General features: G+C 57.2%; 9 protein-coding genes. 4 read left to right on the forward strand and 5 right to left on the reverse strand.

The window, feature by feature from the left end; all coding sequences use genetic code 11:
• Positions 1 to 5 precede the first annotated feature (5 nt).
• Positions 6 to 395, reverse strand: a complete 390-nt coding sequence (locus AC3WRR_RS25450; RefSeq protein ID WP_492298461.1) for a GIY-YIG nuclease family protein — start codon at positions 393 to 395, stop codon at positions 6 to 8.
• A gap of 741 nt (positions 396 to 1,136) precedes the next feature.
• Here AC3WRR_RS25450 and AC3WRR_RS25455 point away from each other — a divergent pair.
• Genes AC3WRR_RS25455 through AC3WRR_RS25470 form a run of 4 tightly spaced genes read left to right on the forward strand, consistent with a single transcriptional unit; the run spans position 1,137 to position 10,703 of the window.
• The gene (locus AC3WRR_RS25455; RefSeq protein ID WP_492298463.1) at positions 1,137 to 3,044 is read left to right on the forward strand and encodes a hypothetical protein; all 1,908 of its coding nucleotides are present in this window, start codon (positions 1,137 to 1,139) and stop codon (positions 3,042 to 3,044) included.
• Positions 3,041 to 4,594, forward strand: coding sequence for a hypothetical protein (locus tag AC3WRR_RS25460; protein ID WP_492298465.1), 1,554 nt, complete (start codon positions 3,041 to 3,043; stop codon positions 4,592 to 4,594). The genes AC3WRR_RS25455 and AC3WRR_RS25460 overlap by 4 nt, the downstream gene beginning before the upstream one ends.
• Positions 4,588 to 10,005, forward strand: a complete 5,418-nt coding sequence (locus AC3WRR_RS25465) for an FtsK/SpoIIIE domain-containing protein (protein ID WP_492298466.1) — start codon at positions 4,588 to 4,590, stop codon at positions 10,003 to 10,005. Before AC3WRR_RS25460 ends, AC3WRR_RS25465 begins: the two co-directional genes overlap by 7 nt.
• Positions 10,002 to 10,703 carry a hypothetical protein gene (locus tag AC3WRR_RS25470; protein ID WP_492298468.1) on the forward strand — a complete coding sequence of 234 codons (702 nt, stop codon included), beginning with the start codon at positions 10,002 to 10,004 and terminating at the stop codon, positions 10,701 to 10,703. The genes AC3WRR_RS25465 and AC3WRR_RS25470 overlap by 4 nt, the downstream gene beginning before the upstream one ends.
• A 207-nt stretch (positions 10,704 to 10,910) precedes the next feature.
• Here AC3WRR_RS25470 and AC3WRR_RS25475 read toward each other — a convergent pair whose 3' ends face one another.
• From AC3WRR_RS25475 to AC3WRR_RS25490, 4 genes are all read right to left on the reverse strand, one after another.
• Positions 10,911 to 11,753, reverse strand: a complete 843-nt coding sequence (locus AC3WRR_RS25475; protein ID WP_492298469.1) for a phosphoadenosine phosphosulfate reductase domain-containing protein — start codon at positions 11,751 to 11,753, stop codon at positions 10,911 to 10,913.
• A complete protein-coding gene (locus AC3WRR_RS25480; protein ID WP_492298471.1) occupies positions 11,746 to 15,078 on the reverse strand; it encodes an ATP-binding protein in 3,333 nt (1,110 codons plus the stop codon). The genes AC3WRR_RS25475 and AC3WRR_RS25480 overlap by 8 nt, the downstream gene beginning before the upstream one ends.
• On the reverse strand, positions 15,071 to 15,997 hold the full coding sequence (locus AC3WRR_RS25485) for a DUF4007 family protein (protein ID WP_492298473.1): 927 nt from the start codon (positions 15,995 to 15,997) through the stop codon (positions 15,071 to 15,073). The genes AC3WRR_RS25480 and AC3WRR_RS25485 overlap by 8 nt, the downstream gene beginning before the upstream one ends.
• A 632-nt stretch (positions 15,998 to 16,629) precedes the next feature.
• Entirely contained in the window at positions 16,630 to 17,709 is a 1,080-nt protein-coding gene (locus tag AC3WRR_RS25490; RefSeq protein ID WP_492298474.1) for an HNH endonuclease, read from the reverse strand.
• Positions 17,710 to 18,545 lie beyond the last annotated feature (836 nt).

An 18,545-nucleotide genomic window follows, 5' to 3' on the forward strand; every position in this document is an offset into this window, starting at 1 on the left:
TTCTCCTAGTCGAGATCAGGCCTGGGGCCTGGGACTACCTTGTTGCACGCTGGTCGCAACCATGAAACGAGTTCCCTTTCAAGGCGCGCTCTCGCAAGATCGTCCTCTTCCAGCACCCAGTGGAACTGCATTGGCCCAAAGGGGCTACGGCGCGCCGTCTGTAGAAGATCATTTCTCGGCAACTCCACGTGCTCCATAAGCCTCCGACGCAAGTCTCTGCTTCGTCCGACATAGAGCACCCCTCGAAGGTCGCTGATCAAGTAAACACCCGCCGAACACGGGACCAAGAACGCCTTGTTTCGTCCGAACGGTACGGGCCCATCGAAAACAAGCTCGATGGGTGCTTCAAAAAAGCCTTTCGCACGCCCGTGAAGAAGTCGCGATTGCTTCGCCATGTTTTTGCAAACAGCGGGGATGTTTGCCAGAAGTATGGTTCTGTTTTACATTTGGTCAAGGGCTCTTTTTGTGCCTTTTTCAGCGCCTAAGTATTCTTGCACAGCCCGCCAAAAGAACGTCGGGCCTTGGTGAGCGCGCTGCCGTTCTGGACGTAGTCAGAGGGCTGACGCGGTTATGCCCGAACCGCATCCGGTTGGAACCCGAGGCCTAGTACTGAGCATCGGGCTCAAAGAACTTGAAGAACATGTGGGCCATTACGAAGCCGATTTCTTACAAAAGACCCTTCCAGTGATTGCGGAACAATCTTGCTTGCCTGCTTATGTAAGTTGGCGACTGTTGCAAACCTCGCCCACCTGTTGGTCGCCAATCGCACTAGCATGTCGTACGTCCATATCGAGGTCACAGCAACTATTTATAGTCTCCATAACGAATGGTAATTAACAGAGGCTGTCTGGGCGAAGGTACTTAAAGTTGGGAATGCTGTGTCATATGGAACAAAGCTCATCCGCGCCAAACGTTCCGTGGCCAGCGGCCACAGTGTATTGATTAACGGCCGTATGTTAAGGAGGGCGATGCATTGCCTCTCCTGTTTGCGCTAGACTTCGACAGCACGAGTGATGGTGAAAGTGGGAGTTTCGGGGTTTCGAAACCTTAAGTAGAAAGTACGGCCATTACTCTCAGCGCCAAGGTTGCCTAGAAGGCGGTACGCGATCCAGAATAGTGTTCCGAGGGAGAACAAATTGAATGAAACTCAATCACAAGGGGAAGGGGATTCCCCCGTGCTGCCTTCCAGCGCCTGGGTACGCTTCCTACGAAGCTACGGCCCAACACCGAACAACTTGACGATGTTCGATGAATACGTGGCAGGCGCGCTTAGTAGGGCCAAGGTGCAGCCCATCAGCTTGTCAACACCGCTGCTCGATGCGATGGTCGAGCACATCCAGTCAAAGGTCCCAGGTTCCATACTCATCGCCGGCACAGCTGGCGATGGCAAAACCTATCACTGTCGGGCCCTTTGGGCCAAGATTGGAGGGGATTCGCAAGTCTGGTCAGGTGAGGGCAACATCAAGGAGCTCCAGCTTGCAGATGGCCGTTTGGCTGTCTTTATCAAGGACCTTTCTGAGTTCAATGGCGAGGAGAGCGACGTCCCCTTGGAACGACTCGAACGGTCGGTGCTTGGAGGCGATGATTCTGAAGTGGTCGTTCTTGCGGCCAACCACGGTCAATTGCTCGACCGACTGCGCCAATTGGGTCGTAGACAAGGACGGCACCATCCGCTGCGCAAGCCCTTGCAGGAGCGATTTCTTCAAGCAGGTCCGGCGCCTGATCGGCTTGCCGTTTTTGATCTGAGCCGTACCACCAGCCGCAAAACGCTGGACGAGGTGGCCAGGGCTGTCGCGGGGCATCCCGAGTGGGACAACTGCAAGCGCTGTTCACTTGCATCGGGCGGCAAGATCTGCCCGATCGACGAGAACCGCAGGCGCCTCTTGGGCGAATCGGACGGGGGACAGCTAGCACGTCGTCTTGGTGACCTAGTAGAGATCGCCCGCCTGAATGGCTTGCATCTTCCGGTGCGGGACTTGCTCGCCCTGTGTTCGAACATGGTCCTGGGGTATTCAGATGCCAAGGACGCTAAGGAAAACTTAATGACTTGCGCAGATGTCGTGCGCATTCAAGAGATTGGTACTCTTGGAAAGGCCAGCGTCTACGCGAACGCATTTGGCGCTAATCTGCCCAAGCGGAGGATCTCCGACAGGCCGGTCTTCAAGGCCATGGCTAGCTTTGGGGTTGGCGAAGAGACCACCAATGCGATTGACGGTCTGCTGGTCTACGGTAAGGATGACACGCGCCTGCAAGCTGACTTCGATCGCTTGGTGGCTTCCGATCCGGCCTACGGAGCCACCGCCGTATTCCGATCAGCTCAGGATGCTTACTTGGAGGGTCATGAAAGTGCCCGACTCGAAGGCGGGGCTTCCGAATTCCTGGAGATGCTGGAAGCCCAGCGCCGTAGGCTTCTTTTCACCCTTCCCGAAGGCGAGGCCGGTTACCCGCATTGGTCGATGACGGCCTTCCGTTTCGCTGGAAGTTATTTGGAACTCATTGATTCTCTGCGAGCCAAGAAGGCGGTGAGCGATACCACCCGAGGCCGCATCACCAAAGGGCTCAATAGGGTGATGACTGGCTTGCTGCTTGAAAACGTAGATCGCATTTTCATTGCGAGCTCCGGCGGCTTCACCCAATCGCGCGTCAGCGTGCTTTGCGATCATGAGACGCCATCGCGGAGGCTTGGCGGAATCGGCATGGCAATCAAGCTCGATGAGGAAACCTGCAGGCCACTCCTTGACGTGTCCCTGGCGCCCAGCCCTGGCAACTCCGTGAGCTTCGATCTCACGCCGATTCGCCATGAGTTCCTGTCTCGCGTCGCCGAAGGTGCGTTGCCGGGAAGCTTCTCGAATGAATGCCTCGAGGATCTCTTAGCTTTCAAGGCCAAATTGCTGCGGAAGGCTGAACTGGTCCGAATGGCGGGGTTCACTGTAGACGACGAAGAGATTGGGGGCGAAGCCTCAGCGCTCACGCTAAATTTTATCGATATCGAACCTGGAGGCCGCGGGTTTGCGCGTCCTGTAACTGTGAGGGCGCCGGTATGAGTTCGACCATCAAGAGGCCGGAGATCAAGAGCGTCGATTTTTGCGTCGATGAGAATATTTGGGGTCATCGCCTCTATGACGAGCAACTTCCCCATTTAACGGTGCTGGAGTTCCTGGGCGTGCTTGGGTCGAATCTGGATCGGCCGCTGCTATCTAATGAGCGAGCGGGCGGTACCGTCCGGTTCAAGCCTCAGCGGCAGATCCGCTTGCGAGGCCTTCTTTTCAATAATCCGTATGTCGAAGCAATCGCGGAAAGTGCGCTGCCCGACGAGGAGAAGTGGAGGCAGTGGTTCGCTAAGTTCGCCGAAGGCGCTACGGGTAATGGTGATGGCGATATGGCGTACCTCCGACAAGCATTTTCAAGCTTCGATGACTTTGCCAAGGCCATTGAGCTGCTGCGTTCCTCGTCTTTCGAGGCACGCAGCAATAAGCGCTGGAGCTCCAAGTTTGCCTTCCCATTTGGCCCTGACGCGCTCTATGAGGACTTGGAGATCGACTCACGTGGCAAGATGACCAACGACCGGCGTTTCTTCGCGCGTACGGGCGAGCTTCTCTACTTGATGCTCACCCGGTCCAAACGCGGAGCCGAGCTCGGGCAGATCCTGGCTACGCAGCTCTTCGATCGCGATGCGCCTATGAACCGACTAGCCCGGGCCTTGCAGGGCCATCCGCAACTTGCTGATGATTCCCGCCCTGGAGGCTACCTACCGGAGGTCGAGAATCCCCGCTTCGAGCAGATCTGTGAAGACTGGTTGTCGATTCTAGCTAAGGACATGCCGATCTACGATGCGTTGGAGCATCTGATTGCCATTAGCGGCCTGAACATGCTCCTCTACTTCTTGGAGCGCGCCAAAAGGCAAGCTGGGGACGATGAGTTGGTTGAGATTGTCTGTGAGATCGTCTCCAAGGAACGCACGAAGGTGCGGGCACTGTCTGCCGACAGTTATCAATTCAACCAGGGACTGCCCTCTAAGGCGGTTCGCGCGCACGTAGAGTCCATCCGCTTGGATCCGCTCTGGAAGCAGGCGGATGCAATGGAATTTCCCGAGGCGGAGCGTGTCAAGCTGATGCGCGAATGGTTCCAGTGGCCGCCTTCTGATGGCGGCGATGATGACGATTATTCTGGCAAGAGCCCGGATGGCCTCGTCTCGGATCTGGCCGACCTCGCACTCGCTCGCCATGGGCAACATGTCGGCAAAATTCACGCATCGTGGTCCCGTGCGATCGGACTCAGCTCCCGAAGGCTTTCGAGGCGCACGCGCTATGCACCCAACGACCGGTTGATTAAGTCCATCGTGGTGGCTATCGTTGACGATCGTATGCAATTCGATGAATTCCTGGCCGAGGCCAAGCGTCGATACGGCCTAGTCATTGGCGATGTCGAAGGCGCGCGCTTGGTGGCCGCCAAGCTCGTCGACCAAGAGGAGCTTAGTGAAAACCGGGACAATCTCGAGGCCCGGCTTGTTGGATTGGGGCTGGTGCGCCGGCTCTCTGATTCCTGCTCATTTGTGGAAAACCCATTCACGTTCAGGGGAGAAGCCGCGTGCTGACCGATCGCATCATAGGGCGCGTCGGCGCGGACATCCTCGCCAAGCGCATTTCAAGCTCTGCCCATGCTGGAGAGACTGCTGGGCTCTTCCGACTTGACAAGCTTTCAGCTGGGCAGATCGCCGCGGTCGCGCGGGCGATCCTGGCGATCCCAGAACTGGTGGCCAAAGTCGATTTGCGGATCCCTGAGGCCTTGGTGGAAGGCCAAGGGCTGCCGTCAGAGACCCTCATCCCACATAACGCAGGCTTCGTCCGCAACAATGCCAATACCGACAAGGCTGCGATCCTGACGGCCAACGGCAACGAGCACAACCTAGCCGACACCTTGGGTCATGTTATGGCCATCGGCGCCAAAGAGATGCGTGCCGAAACGGAGCAGTGGGTCGAGGCAGCGCTCCATGTGGGGGGACTGTCTCCAGTGCCGGACGACCGCGCAGTCTTCCACGCGGCGATTGCCGGCTTATTGGCATCGTCCGATCTTTCGCTTGTTCAGCTCGGAGAGTTTTGCTCTGAGATCGTCGGCGCTATCTCTAAGCGCGGACTGCCTATCCGGAACGCTGTGGGCCATGCGCTGCCAAAGGTGGGATTGCCTCGCGACAGTTCGTTCTTTGACAACGCCAAGACCTACGCGGCCTTCCGCAAGCCATGGCAAAAGGCTTTCGGAAAGCTATTCGCGCAGCGCGCACCGTTGCTGAAGAAGCTCCGCCAGAATGGCCAACCGCTGGACCCAGATGAAATGCGAGAGCGGCTCACTGAGCACGGCGCAGAGATCGCTGACGGCGCCCGGCAGGCATTGGTGGCATTCATCGAGGCGCCGGCAGGCGACTTGGACGCTGCTGCTGAGCTCTCAGAGTTCGAGTGGGAAGGTGATGGCGTCTATCTGGCATTCGACAAGCCCAAGGAGAAGCAGTTGGGCCTGGCCGATTCGACCATCCGCTTCTTCGATCACGACTGCGAGCCCGAGAACGCTCTTGACGAGGAGGGGCGCAAGCTCCTTGAGGATTTGAAAACTCGCGAGCGCAGAGCTGACTTCAATGAAGAGGACGAGGAGTTCTTTGCCAAGCATCGGCGACTATTGGAACAAGACCCTAAGCTGTGCGCGCGCTGGGAAAAGGCCCTCTTTGGTAAGCCCATCGAATGCAACGATTTTCTTGATGGATTTGCGCGGGTGGTCCATAGCCTCCATGCAGGCCTCCGGGAGGCCGAAAGCGAACGGATTCTCCGCTTCACTGTCACCAAGGGCCGAAAGGAGTGGCGTGAACGTTTCAACTATGACGCCGGTAGCTTCTTCTCGGCGATGTATCGGGGCCTCAAAGAGCTAATGGGCTCCAAGGCAGAATGGAAGGTCGAACGCATGGGCAGCGCCAATTTGCCCGATCCGCTGTTTGACTACGAGGCTTTTTTTGCCAAAGAGAAAGACCTGCGTAACGAGAAGAAGAACAAGGTCAAGCCTAACGCCTCGCTGTCTCGAGCTGCGCTTCAAATCAAGTTCGATGTCGCGTTGGTCCAGCGAACCAATGGCAAGGAGTCTGTTCTGGCCAAGACGCAGCTCCTGTGGAGTTACCGACCAGCTTCCATCGGTCTCTCAATGGCCGCGGACATGCGCCGGCTTTTGGAGAAGGGGGCTGTTGGTAGCACCGAAGTTCCTCGCAGGTTTGTCAGCAAGAAGGGCGGGGTGCAAAGCGTCTCGCTCCTGGACACGGGTACATTGGAGGCGACTTTCGCCCGCGATGCCGGATCCCTCGTGCCACCTCCTAACAAGCTGCGTAGCCAGCGAGCGGAGATCAAAAAACGCATCGAGGAGCTTGCTACTGAGGGCCGTTTCACACAGCAGCAGCGCGACGAGATCCGATCCGCCTGGGACAAATTCGAGGAAGACTATATTCAGGCCATGCGCGATTTCGTTGAGACGGGCTTGCATGGTGAGGCCGTGATGCGGCAGGCGGAATCGTTTGGCGAATTGCTCTCGACGCTGATGGCAAACGCCCGAGGCGACGTATGCCGCGCGAGGCTCGTCTCGGAAGTCCTGTCGATTGGCACCGCCAGGATTGCTGGTGAGAACCCGGCACTGGTTATCCCGCCTTGGCATCCGGAGCGAATGAAGGCCTTGGCCGTCAAGTCCCGCCGGGTAGCGGGGTTCGCCACACATTTGCTGTCCAGTGAGAGCATCCTCTACGGGGACCGCGAGATCTTCATGCGCGAACTCTCTGACGAGCTCGCTCATCCGTTCTATCCGGAGATCGCGGTCCTCAACCGAGCCGGTGCTCCCACGCTGGTTTCTGAGAGCAGCACCGTCAATGGCTACAGCCTTTTGGAATCGCCCACTCGCGGCTCCGAAGACACCATGACCGACGTAGATCCGGCCTCGGCCGCCAAGCAGGCGAGGGATCTCTTGGAGCGCTATGTCGCTCTGCAGCCCCACGAGGCTTCCAACTTGAGTGTGGTGCTATACAACGCGGATGCCGCAGAGCTGCCGCTGGCCACTGTGCGCGAGCTCTCCTCATTGCAAGAGGATGGTAAGTTCCAATGCAGCGTGTCGGTGCGCCACTCTGATCCGGCAAAGCTTCGCAGCGTATATGGCGAACTCGTGAACAAAGCTGGTGACGATCCTGACCTGCCGGTCGTCAGTGAGACGAGCGACAACTTTATCTCGAAGTTGCGCATCTCGGTTACGCCGATTTCAGCTACTCCCAGCGAGAGTCGCCAAGGCTTCAAAGCTTTCGACGTAGCGTTCCTGCATGATGTGGTTGCCCGCGCGGCGCAAGCGGAGTGGTTGTCGGTGGACTGGACAAACGACCGTCCGAGCTTGGAGCACGCGCCGTCACGATTTTCCTATCGTAGTGTTTCGGGCGAAAATGAGCTCAAGTCGACGACATTCTTGGCCTGCCCCTGGCAGACCGCCTCAGGTTGGACATATGTGTCGGCGGTAGCTGCCGTCAGCCGCCAGACTGACGCACAGCCTAACGAGCGATTCCTTCCGGCGCGACGCATATCGCTGCAAAACCCATCGCTGGCCGCGATGATCAAGGACGCCCACGACCTGGCCGAGTGGATCGCAACTTACGATGAACTGCTGGACAAGCGGCAACTCCAGCACAACAACATTACCGTCGTCCGCTATCGACGCGGCTCGACTAACGGCAGAAACATGATCGTCAGCTCGACCTCCGAGCTTCGCCTGTTAGGCGTGCTGGTCCGCCGGCGGCTGAGTGAATTGAACCTCCAGCTTGGGGCCGATGAACTTCAAGCCACTGCCGACAAAGCTAAGAAGCACGCCTTGTCCATCTCCGGCGACATTGTCTTGCGTGCAGCGAAGCGTGGTGTCTCCGCAGGTGAAATGATCGGCCTGGTGCTAAGTCGCCACTTGCTCGCCGAGGAGTTCAAACAGGCTGCAGGCGGTGGACAGACCCTAACCACCTACTTCCTGCTGGACGACTACGCGAGCTGGCTATCGCAGCCGGAAAGCCGCATTGCCGATATTCTGGCGTTGAACGTCGAGGAGCGAGAGGAGGGTATCCGGGTTGCTGTGGCGATCGTGGAGTCAAAATATATTGGAGCCGATGGCCTCGCCAAGGCCCGCAGAGACTCCAAGGACCAGCTCTTGGCGACATTGAGTATGTTCCGCGAGGCCCTCTTTGGCAATCCAGGCCGCCTCGATCGCGATGTCTGGCTCGCCAGGCTTGCCGACATGCTCATTGACGCCGAGATACCGCCTGGTGTGACCGGCCTGATGGAGCGCGCGCGCGCGAAGCTTCGCGAAGGTGACGTCGAAATATCGCTTCGTGGATACTCGCACGTCTACGTCCACACCTCTGACGCTGGGGCAGGCTCGGCGTCCGAGCAGGAGCTGCTCGAAGAAGTTGAAGGCGTTCAAGCCTGGCAGGAGGTTTTCGACAGACCCGAGCTGCGCAAGCTGGCGGAGGTATATGCTAGGGATTCCGGGGCCATCGAGGCTCGCGCAGCCATTGGTCCGAACCAGCCTTGGTCAAACCACATTTTTAAGAAACCCGCGCCCAGGGTAGCCTGGCTTGCGGCAATCGGCCAGTTGGCGACTGTCACCTCCACAATAGATGACGAGCTCCTGTCCTCCGTTAGCGAAATTAATGATTCGCCAGACGGAAGCGCGCCTGCGGCATCTAGCGGTCCGCAGGGGGCTCTGCATCCGCCGCCTATGGTTGATGGTGGAGCCGAGCCTCACACACACAAGGCGTCCACGCTGGACGGGTTGTCGCTCACAGCGTTGGTGGCGTCCAAATACGCTGGAGGTGCCGTGGCCGACGCCGAGCGGGACAGTTGGGCTGAAGGCGTCACCAAGAAGCTCAAGGCGGCTCTAAATAGCTATGGGCTGCAAGCCGTAGTTCTGGGCACGCGCCTGACGCCCAATGGCTGTTTAGTGCGGCTGGCGGGCTCTGACCGGCTGCGCGTCGAGGACATCGAAAACAAGCGCACGCAGCTCTTGACTACTCATGCGATCAACTTGGTGACGGTCCAGCCCAAGCCAGGTGAAATCGTTGTCACAATAGCCGGCGCGAAGAGGCAGGCAGTGTCGCTATGGGAGCTATGGGCCCGTCGTGAGCTCAATCGCAATGTCGCCGGCATCAATACCTCGTTCCTCTTGGGGCTCCAAGAGATTAATGGCGCGCTACTGTATCTCAACCTCGGGTCGGAGTTCGGCGGACTTTCGTCACACGAGCCGCATTCCCTAGTGGCCGGTGCCACAGGCAGTGGCAAGTCGGTCTTAATTCAGGCGCTGCTGTTAGACATCGCTGCGACTAACCCCAAAGAGCTCGCACAGATCGTGCTAATCGATCCCAAAATGGGCGTCGACTATGCACCTTTGGCCGATTTGCCGCACATGCGCGAGGAGATTGTCACAACCAAGGAGCGCGCTAGTAAGGTCCTAGAATCGCTCGTCGAAGAGATGGAGAGCCGCTACAGGGCCTTCGCAAAGGCGCGTGCGAGAGACCTGCCAACCTACAACGCCAAAATCGAGCCCGAGCACCGGCTCCCTATGGTGTTCCTGGTCCACGATGAGTTTGCAGACTGGATGCTTGATGACGGCTACAAGTCAGCAGTAGGTGCGGCCGTCCAACGTCTCGGCGTGAAGGCCCGTGCGGCTGGGATCCATTTGATCTTCGCAGCACAGCGGCCCGACAAGGATGTAATGCCCATGCAGCTTCGCGAAAACCTTGGAAACCGGCTGATCTTGAAGGTTTCGAGCGAGGCGACCTCCAAGATCGCCTTGGACCGCCCTGGTGCGGAGCTCTTGCTGGGGCGCGGGCACCTTGCGGCCAAGCTCAATGGCGAGCAGGGGCTGGTGTTCGCGCAGGCCCCGTTCTTGTCAGATAACGACATCGCCGCGGCTGTCGATGCGATCCGGGTCGACGGCGGCATGCAAGGGGGCCTGCAATGAATGCCGACGAGGCGGCTGAAACTATCGCGAGGTTCTTCAACGACCTCATCGGCGCATGGGTCCCGGGAGCCGTTTTGGCCTGTGGATTGATCGCTATGCATTTGGGCCCCGCGAAGCTTCAAGCGGTCTTCAAGATTTCTGAAGGCTCTGGCGCAGCTTTAACTATTGCCGGGCTGTTGTTTGCCTTGGGTCATACTCTCTCGGCTCTCCATGAGCACGCGCTTAAGCCTGTACTCATACGCATGAAGCTCGCAGAAGAGTTCGATGAGGACAAGGTAAATAGGCGACAACCTTGCCAGTGGCTAGGTGAAATCGTGAGGCAGGCGCAGGGGACCGGGCAACAAGAGAATTGGGCCCCCAAAGATCTTCGCAATATCGCCCTCTCTGTATCTGGTGAGGGTGCCTCTCTGGGTCGCCGTTTCATGTTTATTTCGCTGCTGTGCAACGGAGTGGGTTCGGCACTGACAGTAATCGGCCTCGACTTTCTTGCTTGTCTTGCCTTCTCTCCCAAGCTACTGCACGAATATGATCAAGCCATTCATTGGAGCATCCAGGTTGTTCTCTTATTTGGTGCGGCCTACATGCTCTTCAAAAGTGGTGACAAGTTTTATGCACGGGCGTTTACAACGCCGTTTGCTGTCGCGGTTGCTGAGTTGAAGATTCAGAAGGTAGCCCAGTGCCCGAAGCCTGCTTCCTAGGAAGATCTATCGCAAGGATTCAAGTCATCGGCGGCCCACTGCAGTTGCCAAGCTGCGCGGCGGTGGGCGGCTGAGTCCGAGCAAGCTCAACATCCAAATCACAACGAACACGCCCGCTGGGATCTGGATGCCACTGGCATCGTGCTGGCCAATGTGGAATCGCCAGTAGCCCTGTCAGGTTTGCTTACATCACCAGCAGCGGAGTCTTCACTTGTGACAAATTAAGCATGATCCCGCTCCTTCGTCCTCTCCATAGATATCATCGATATCTTCGGGTTGTGATTTTTGCGGGCGAAGCGGATTTATTGGAATGCTCGCGCGAAGTCGAGCCTTGCGAACTTCGTAGCCGGCAACAATCTGAGCCATGCGCTCGGGTTGCTCCAGCTCCGCAAGGGATTCGCGGTCAGACCAGGTGAAGGGGGAGCCGTGTTCGAGGGCATCTTTCTCCAAAGCCTTCGCTTCTTCAAATGCCTCTGGGTGGCGCTCCTTAAGTCGCACCCATTCGATCTTCTGCTGAAAGAAGCAGAAGGTGCATCCACTGCGCGAGCGCCACTCGTAATACTTGGGATAACCAACGCCCGACGACTCGAGGATGTCTGTTACGCCTGCCTTATCTATGCCGCCCTCGCGGAACGGTAGTTTAACGAACAAGTTGGCCTGCTTGGACGCGTAGCCTTCGCGGTACTCCTCGTCGGCACGGATGGCGACATAGGAAGTAACGGTATCGCCTGCGGCGAGCATGGGCTTGATCCACTGCTCGAACGGAATAAGTTTGAGCTGTTTGGTGCACCAGCGAGTTTGCGGTGATGGCAAATAGTGGTTGTATTCTCGCAGCCAAAAGTCGAAGTCTCTTCGAGGGTTTAGGCGGACGATCGGCTTGCCGAGGTAGCCCTCTAGACGACCAAGAAACTCGTAGACCTCGGGCAGTTCCTTTCCTGTATCCGTAAAGAAATACTCGATGTCGAGCTCGGGGTGAAATTGCCGCATGAATACGGCCAGTGCGGCACTATCCTTCCCACCTGAGAGGCCCAGCACGTGTCGATCAGCCATGGCTTGTGTCCTTATCTTCCGAGACTAGGCGCATCCCCACCTTGGCTAGAATGGCCAGGAGGACGTCGGTGTCTAGGCCTTGCTTCCGCAACTGGTGGGCTAGTTCGTCTGCTCTGGATTCCACAGCCCGTCGATGCCGATCTGAAATCGCGAAGGATCGAGAAACCATTTTGGTCCCGGAACCTGCTCCGATGACCACTGCGAAAGCTTCGCTGGTAGGCTTTCGGCCTTTGACTGACGCAAAGGCCTCCGCTTGTCGGAATCGGAGAGCTACCTTTGAGATTTCGAGCATAGCAGCGTCGATGTCCATGTCCGTCCAGTCACGAGGCGGCTTATTGGCCGCCAAGCTCAGTATGTCCTCGATGCTCTGACGCGATCCATCATACTTCGCCAGGCGAGTTGCGAACGAGTCTTGGCGTAGATCCCCGGTGAGACCGGCAATCGTTGCTGCGCGAGTTCGTAATCTATCAAGCTGGTCCGCTGGAGCATCTAGGGCAAGCAACATCGCGGTTTCGATTCTTCGCAGCATAGCGTCGTAGGCTCCTGCAAGCTCTTCGATCGGCTCGCGAAGGGCGCTGACATAGGCCTTACTCTTGCTCGTATCAAGCAATGCAACGAGATCCACAAAAAGCACCTTGTGCGGATCGCTAGCCTTAAGCAGGGTGTCCCGTACCGCCCGAGTTTGCTCGCTGAGCCGGTGTGTGCGTCGCGTCCAAACGGGAAGATTGAACACCAACGCTACAAGGGCACGTGCTGCTTCTAAGGGATCTCGAGCCTCAGTCGCATGGCCAACATCAGCTAATACTTGCGAGATTCCCTTAAGGATGCGGGTCTTCTCTTCGTCAATGACAACCCAGCGAAGTGAAAACCGTTTGGGGTCTTGTAGGTACTCATCGATGTCAGCGTCATTCAAGCGTGGAATAAACATTCCATCCTTGTAGACCGCTACATTCGACTTATGTGCCAAGATAAAGGCAACAAAGACGACGGGGTGTGTGCCCGCCTTCAAGCCGTATGGGCGGGAGGACCAAAGCTCGTGGATCGCAGTGGCATTGATTTTGGACGTCGCGTCCGTAAAGAGTTGGCGCGTTGCCTCCCAGAGTTTGGCGAACGAGTGAGGATCCTCATCGTCTGGAGGCGAGAAACGCCACTGGTCATTCGCATCTTTCCGATGCAAGCCAGTGACTCGTAGGGTTGTTTCATAGAGGCCGCGCTCTGGGGGAAACCCTTCGATGCCAAGATGCTCTAGCCCCTCGGAGTCAAGCATCCTGTGAAGGAGATCGCGGCGCGCTTTGACGCTATTGCTCGACACGCTGTCGCGATTGATGAGTTCACTCCAGACTGAAGGACAGTTCTCATAGATCTCATCTGCGAGCTCTGAGGCGATAGGTGATAGCCGCGAACCTGCGTCCACAGGAGCTTCCGCCCCATTGAACCATTGAGCGCTTGTTATTGCCGCCTGGAGCTGCTCTTCCAGATTTGCTTTAACCGCGGCTAGGCGCGCATGAACTTCCCGGCGAGCCACTGCATCGCCCCCGAGCTCATGTCGAGCTGTGACGCTCTCCAATGCCTGGAGTTCCGAGCTGAGCTCTGCGATTCGAGCGTGGTTCTTCGGAATGCCAATGAGTACCGGCCAAGGCTGGCTGCGCGAGCATTCTTGCGCTCGCTTCAATGCGGTCTTATAGGTCATTCCCCGGTCAGGCAAGGCGAGGGCGAACACGCCGAACTCTCCCTTCGACGGGGCATAGTTTTCGGCGAGGCGTTCGGCTTCGTCAAATCGATGCAGGGATAGGTTCATCCACCGCATCGTGCCGGTCTCATGATAATGCCGCTTCGCCACCACGGGATGCAGGCCCACGACCTGAGCGAGGTGATGGTAGTCGACACCTGTCGACGAGGCCAATGTCTGGGCGATCGCTGAATCGATGTCGAAATCGCTGCCTTCAAACACTGACCAAGCGCCGATGTGCTTCTTGAACAGGGCGACGCGCATGAGCGAGAGTTGTTCAAGACCGCTCTCAATTTCTTTGGCGGGGCGCCTAAAGAAAATCGCACTGAGGACAGCGAGGTCCGCTGCAAGGCCCGACCCGTTGCGGAAAAGGTCGATGACGGCGATGTTCTTAATCAATTGAACCAAGAACGGATCGCCCGTTTTAGCCTCGGTGCGCTCAATGGCCTCAACTGCCTGCGACCAACGATGCCCGTCTGGCGATGCTAGGATCGATGGCTCAAGATTGGCACGTAGGTAGTCCCAATAATTGTCCGGCCGGTACCAGGTAGCTTCGAACACCTCTGTGGAGCGCAAATAGGCTTGGAACCCGTTGGGTTCCACGGAGGACAGGAATCCGAACGTGCTTCGTTCGTTCTGGCCAAATTGCCGTTTAGAAATAGGGCCCAGCAGAGCGGCCATGGATGGGTGTAGAGGCCAGCACTGTGCCAGGGATTTTGCGAATTCATTTCCAACGGCTGGCCGTCGCAACCGGATTGAATCCGCAATGATTTGCGATGCTTCGAGGGGCCAGTCAGGGGGACTTCTATCAGCCTCGATTGCGCGGCCGATTAGTTCTACGATTTCATCGCTAGCAGCAACGAAAGGCAAGTCCACATAGCGACCTTGGACCTTCGACCAATCGTCACGAGTGTCAATTCCAAGTCGCGCAGCGTACTGCGCGAAGGACTGATGGAGGATGCCGACAATAACAAGCCGGCCGTTAACGCGAGCGGCTGCTTCGGCTAGTTCTTGGAAAAAATATACGTCGTCACCGTTGCCGAGAGCGGATGCTTCCAAAAACTTGCCCATCTCATCCAGGATGACCAAAACCCCGTCAATTGAGCGATCTTCAGCAGTTTGGCAAAGCTCATTGATCAGCGCGGCGGGTGAAATCTTTCGGTGATCGGTACCCTTCCCCTTGGCCTTTCGCAAAGCAGCATTGATTTCCGATACAACGCTTCCCCGCTTGCCCACTACAGGTACGGTGAGCCAACCCTTCCGAGCTGGGAATGCTCGGTCAAACTCCGACATCGTCTCGAGTCCAAGAGCCAAGCGGGCTTCTGCGCGCAATGACTTGTCGAAATGCAGCGCGCTTGCTAATGCCACTGCAAGGGACGACTTGCCGCCGCCGAACGGGCCGGTCCAAGTGAAGGAGCGTTGATTCGTTTCTGCCAGCTGCGTTGCCATGCCACCTAGGACGGATGTGGCGGTGGCGTTCCGGATGTAACCAGTGAGCGCATCCTTGCGGCCTAAGTCAGCGTCAACACGAATTGAGCGCTGGTAATGGCGCGAAATTCGGACGATGTCAGAAAGCAATTGGCCTTTGTTATTCATATGCTTTTTGAATCAATTCCATGCGCAAATTGTCGCTTTTCCCAGTCCGTTTGTGGACTTGCCGAAGACCTGCGGTGTCGGTCCATGCTAAGTATCCGTGGGTTAGGTCCGCCAGAGCCATTAGTCGCTCTGCCACTGAGTCCTCGTCGAGCTTGAACACTCGCCCAGGCGCACCTTCTCCGTAGGCGACGGCCTCAAATGCTAGGGAGCTCAGCCCCGGGGCTGATCGCTCCCAGTAGTCGAGCAGTGAGTAGGCGAAGAGGCCATCATGTAGAGTGACCTTAGGTCCTCGACGAAAGGCGTATTGGCCTTTGTGGACCTCCTGCAACACGCCTAATTCCCCGAGTAAGGGTTCTGCAAAATCCTCTGGCGTACCGCCGGCCGACCGTGGCGCATAGCTTCTTAGACATGTCTCCAAGTCACGCGAAAGGGTGGATGCTGACAATCGACGCTGGGGGGCGAGTTTGCGAGCATATGTCTCCAACATTGGTTCAAGCTCTTGTCGAGTGAACGTCGGTGCTGTCACATGGTTAAAGAGCCAACGCCATGTCGTAGAACGCTTGCCCTCGCCGGCCAAACGCCAATGAGCGAGCCAAGCGGTACTTGGATTTTCCGCGTAGGGGTCTAGTCCGTCATCCCGCAGGATTGCAGTGGCAATCGGCGAGACCATATAAGTGTCGGGATCCGATTGAGAGTCGCTAAATATGTCGCAGGCCATTGCCCAATGGCGAATAGATGCAACCATATTTTTTCCCACACCAAACGCAGCGATAGCATCTTCGTCAGTGAACACAGACTTAAGCGCGCGCTCACCGCGCGTAGCTTCGTCAAATGCTTTTTTGAGCCACATCTGCCGAAGTGGAAAAGTCTCGTGACCCGAGAAGTGGACCGAAGTCCCCGTTTGCTGAGATGTCTTCATTTCGCCATTTTAGCGACTATGCCGAACTGGCGATAGTCGCCAGTTCGAGCCCATAGTGATGATAGCTTTGAGTCACATAAATCATGTCGCGGCCCGGACCGACGACGTACTGTATAAATATACAGGTGTCATCTCCTGCCGTCGAGTGGCTCGATGAGAGGGTGGTGCGCTGCCATAGCCGCACGGCTTTGATTGGCTTGGCACAGGCGCGCCATGTGCGCGTGGACGCCAGCGGGAAGCTACTGGACTATGTATCTATAGCGATATGTATGGAGGTCGTTATGCAACCAGCCACAACAAAAGACGAGGTCACGGCTGCGGAGCAAGCTCAGATGGCCGAGAGCCCGGCCAAATCCTCCCGCTGCCTTGGCTCGCCGCCTTGTAAAACGGCTGGCCCCGGGCCGTTTTGGGAATTGACCTAGCGGATCCATCTCCGCATATGGGGGCTTGCTCCAAGTGAAGGAGCGCCCATTCCATGGCATTTGCACAGAGGACGCCAGGGCGGCGTTGTCCGATAGATGCGTTATGTCATCCTGATTCGCCTTCAAGCCTTCAAGCCTTCAAGCCTTCAAGCCTACAAGCCCACAGCGTCAGCGCGGTAGCGTTGCGAGAGTTGCCGTTCTTGGTCCCCATCACGCTTCAGGTTCTTTGGCAGCGATAGCAGCAATCAGCTCATGATTCTTCTCATCGCCACCAACGCCGTGATGGATATGACGATGGCAGGCCGGACATATGGCTGCAACATAGCGCGGATGATCAAGTCCCCCATCTGACACGCGGGTGGTGTGATGTGGTTCAAGATAGGCTGAGCCGTCTTTTCGCTTGAACGGGGCTGGTTGCCGGCATGACTCGCAAATCCCTTCAGCCCGCAGTAGTACGTAGTCCTTTACTCGCTTGCTGCGCCGATAGAGCTTTCGTAATGCCGCCTTGCCCATTTCGTTGCCGGAATCGTGAATGGCCTCAATAGCGCGTCTGCGGGCCTCTTCTAAGTTAGTAGGCGCCGGATCATCCGTCGCGTCGTCTTCGGGCAGCGCAATACTCTCCTCATTCAATAGCGCGACCGGGACAAGCTGGAATACGATAATGTCTCTCCGCGTCCCTTCCCTGTCTGGGCCACGGCGAATTGTATGGCCGCCGTAAGCATGCTCGCCTAGATATGCCTGTCCCTTGCCTTTCCCGAGCGCCTTGAAGAGGTGCAGCGCCTGCCCGTTGGCGGCGTGCTCACGGATGGCAAGGTTGCCGCGTTTGAACTCCATATCGCCGACTTGCCCTTCTCCTGTGTACGAAAACATGCCGAGTTCGTCGCGGCCATCAAAGTAACCATACTGCTCGCCGCTCTCGCCGGTGAAGATGAAGATGGCTGGTACTTTGCTGGACGGAGCTATGCCGCTTTGGCGGCTGCCGCCAAAACGATCGTGAATTTCCGTTTGCCGATGGTAGACGCGCCCTAGTGCGAACCTTGGAGGTTCGAACCTGCCGAAGGGTGGGCTTCCGTTAGGGAGCCGGACAATGCTGAAGCCCAGGTTTTCAAGGTAAGCGTTTGTTTGCTCGCCGCCGCTAAAGCGTGAAACGGGCACGCTTGTCGCCATCGATAGAATTTGCTTAGGCGGATACAGCTTTCCTTGATCGGAGATCGCGTAAAGCTGCGACTTCTTGGTTTCCCAATCTTCCCATTTCTGGGTACCACGCAGCACCCGATCGAACTCGTCCAATGCCGACCTGATGGTCGCTTGCGTGACATGTGGAATGCGCAATTTTTCCCCCCAGACTGCGACCTCTACCGATGACTGCAATCAGAAATTTCTGATATTTTTGGTCATTATGTAGCGCCCGACGCCTGCAAGCAATGGCTTAGAGGGCTTCTCGAATTGGGGGAGTCAGGGGCATGTCTGCTGGGCGACTGAACGGCCCAGCGGTTCTTCAGTGTGCTTGGCTGGTAGTGGGGTTCGTGGACGATCTCTATGCCGCAGGTTAGGAAAATACCGGTGCGGACACCGTTTCGCTTACCGGGTACGGGTGACGCCGGCGAGTCGTGACATCAAATCCAGCCTATCCCATTCTCCTCGTTGGGAATCCTGCAGTTGGGTTCGATCTGGCACAGCATGTGCAGGCATGTACTCGGGCTTTGCCAATTGCGGCCGGAAGGGAGCTTTGAGAATTGCCGCATTGGTCCGGAAGCTCTGTCGGCGGAAACTGGTCGCGTCACCAAGACGATGGTCGACCAGGTTTGACAGCCTGACACTTGTACACCGGACGAGGAGCGAAGCAGTATCCTCTCGTCTTTCGCCTATGTACGCCCCTATGGGCGGGCCGTGGCGGGGGAGCCTTCGCGCTCGCCGGTTCGTACATGCCGGTCTGTCAACCCTGCCTCGTGCTCGCCCACCCGGTTGACAGCGGATGGTGAGCCTCCATAACCCATGTACGGAGGTCGCAATGACTAGCACTACCCAAGCTCCCCAAGAGCCCACCCTAGCCCAAAAACAAGCCCAACTAGCCGAGAACCTGGCCAAGATCGACCGCGCCCAGGCCCGCCGCCAAGCCAAAGCCG

This window comes from Cupriavidus sp. FW305-3-2-15-C-LB2 (assembly GCF_058787575.1).

What these genes read in the sequence shown, in the direction of transcription:
- AC3WRR_RS25450 (WP_492298461.1), bottom strand. Translation starts at nt 395, where the DNA reads ATGGCGAAGCAATCGCGACTTCTTCACGGGCGTGCGAAAGGCTTTTTT.
- AC3WRR_RS25460 (WP_492298465.1), top strand. Translation starts at nt 3,041, where the DNA reads ATGAGTTCGACCATCAAGAGGCCGGAGATCAAGAGCGTCGATTTTTGC.
- AC3WRR_RS25470 (WP_492298468.1), top strand. Translation starts at nt 10,002, where the DNA reads ATGAATGCCGACGAGGCGGCTGAAACTATCGCGAGGTTCTTCAACGAC.
- AC3WRR_RS25475 (WP_492298469.1), bottom strand. Translation starts at nt 11,753, where the DNA reads ATGGCTGATCGACACGTGCTGGGCCTCTCAGGTGGGAAGGATAGTGCC.
- AC3WRR_RS25480 (WP_492298471.1), bottom strand. Translation starts at nt 15,078, where the DNA reads ATGAATAACAAAGGCCAATTGCTTTCTGACATCGTCCGAATTTCGCGC.
- AC3WRR_RS25485 (WP_492298473.1), bottom strand. Translation starts at nt 15,997, where the DNA reads ATGAAGACATCTCAGCAAACGGGGACTTCGGTCCACTTCTCGGGTCAC.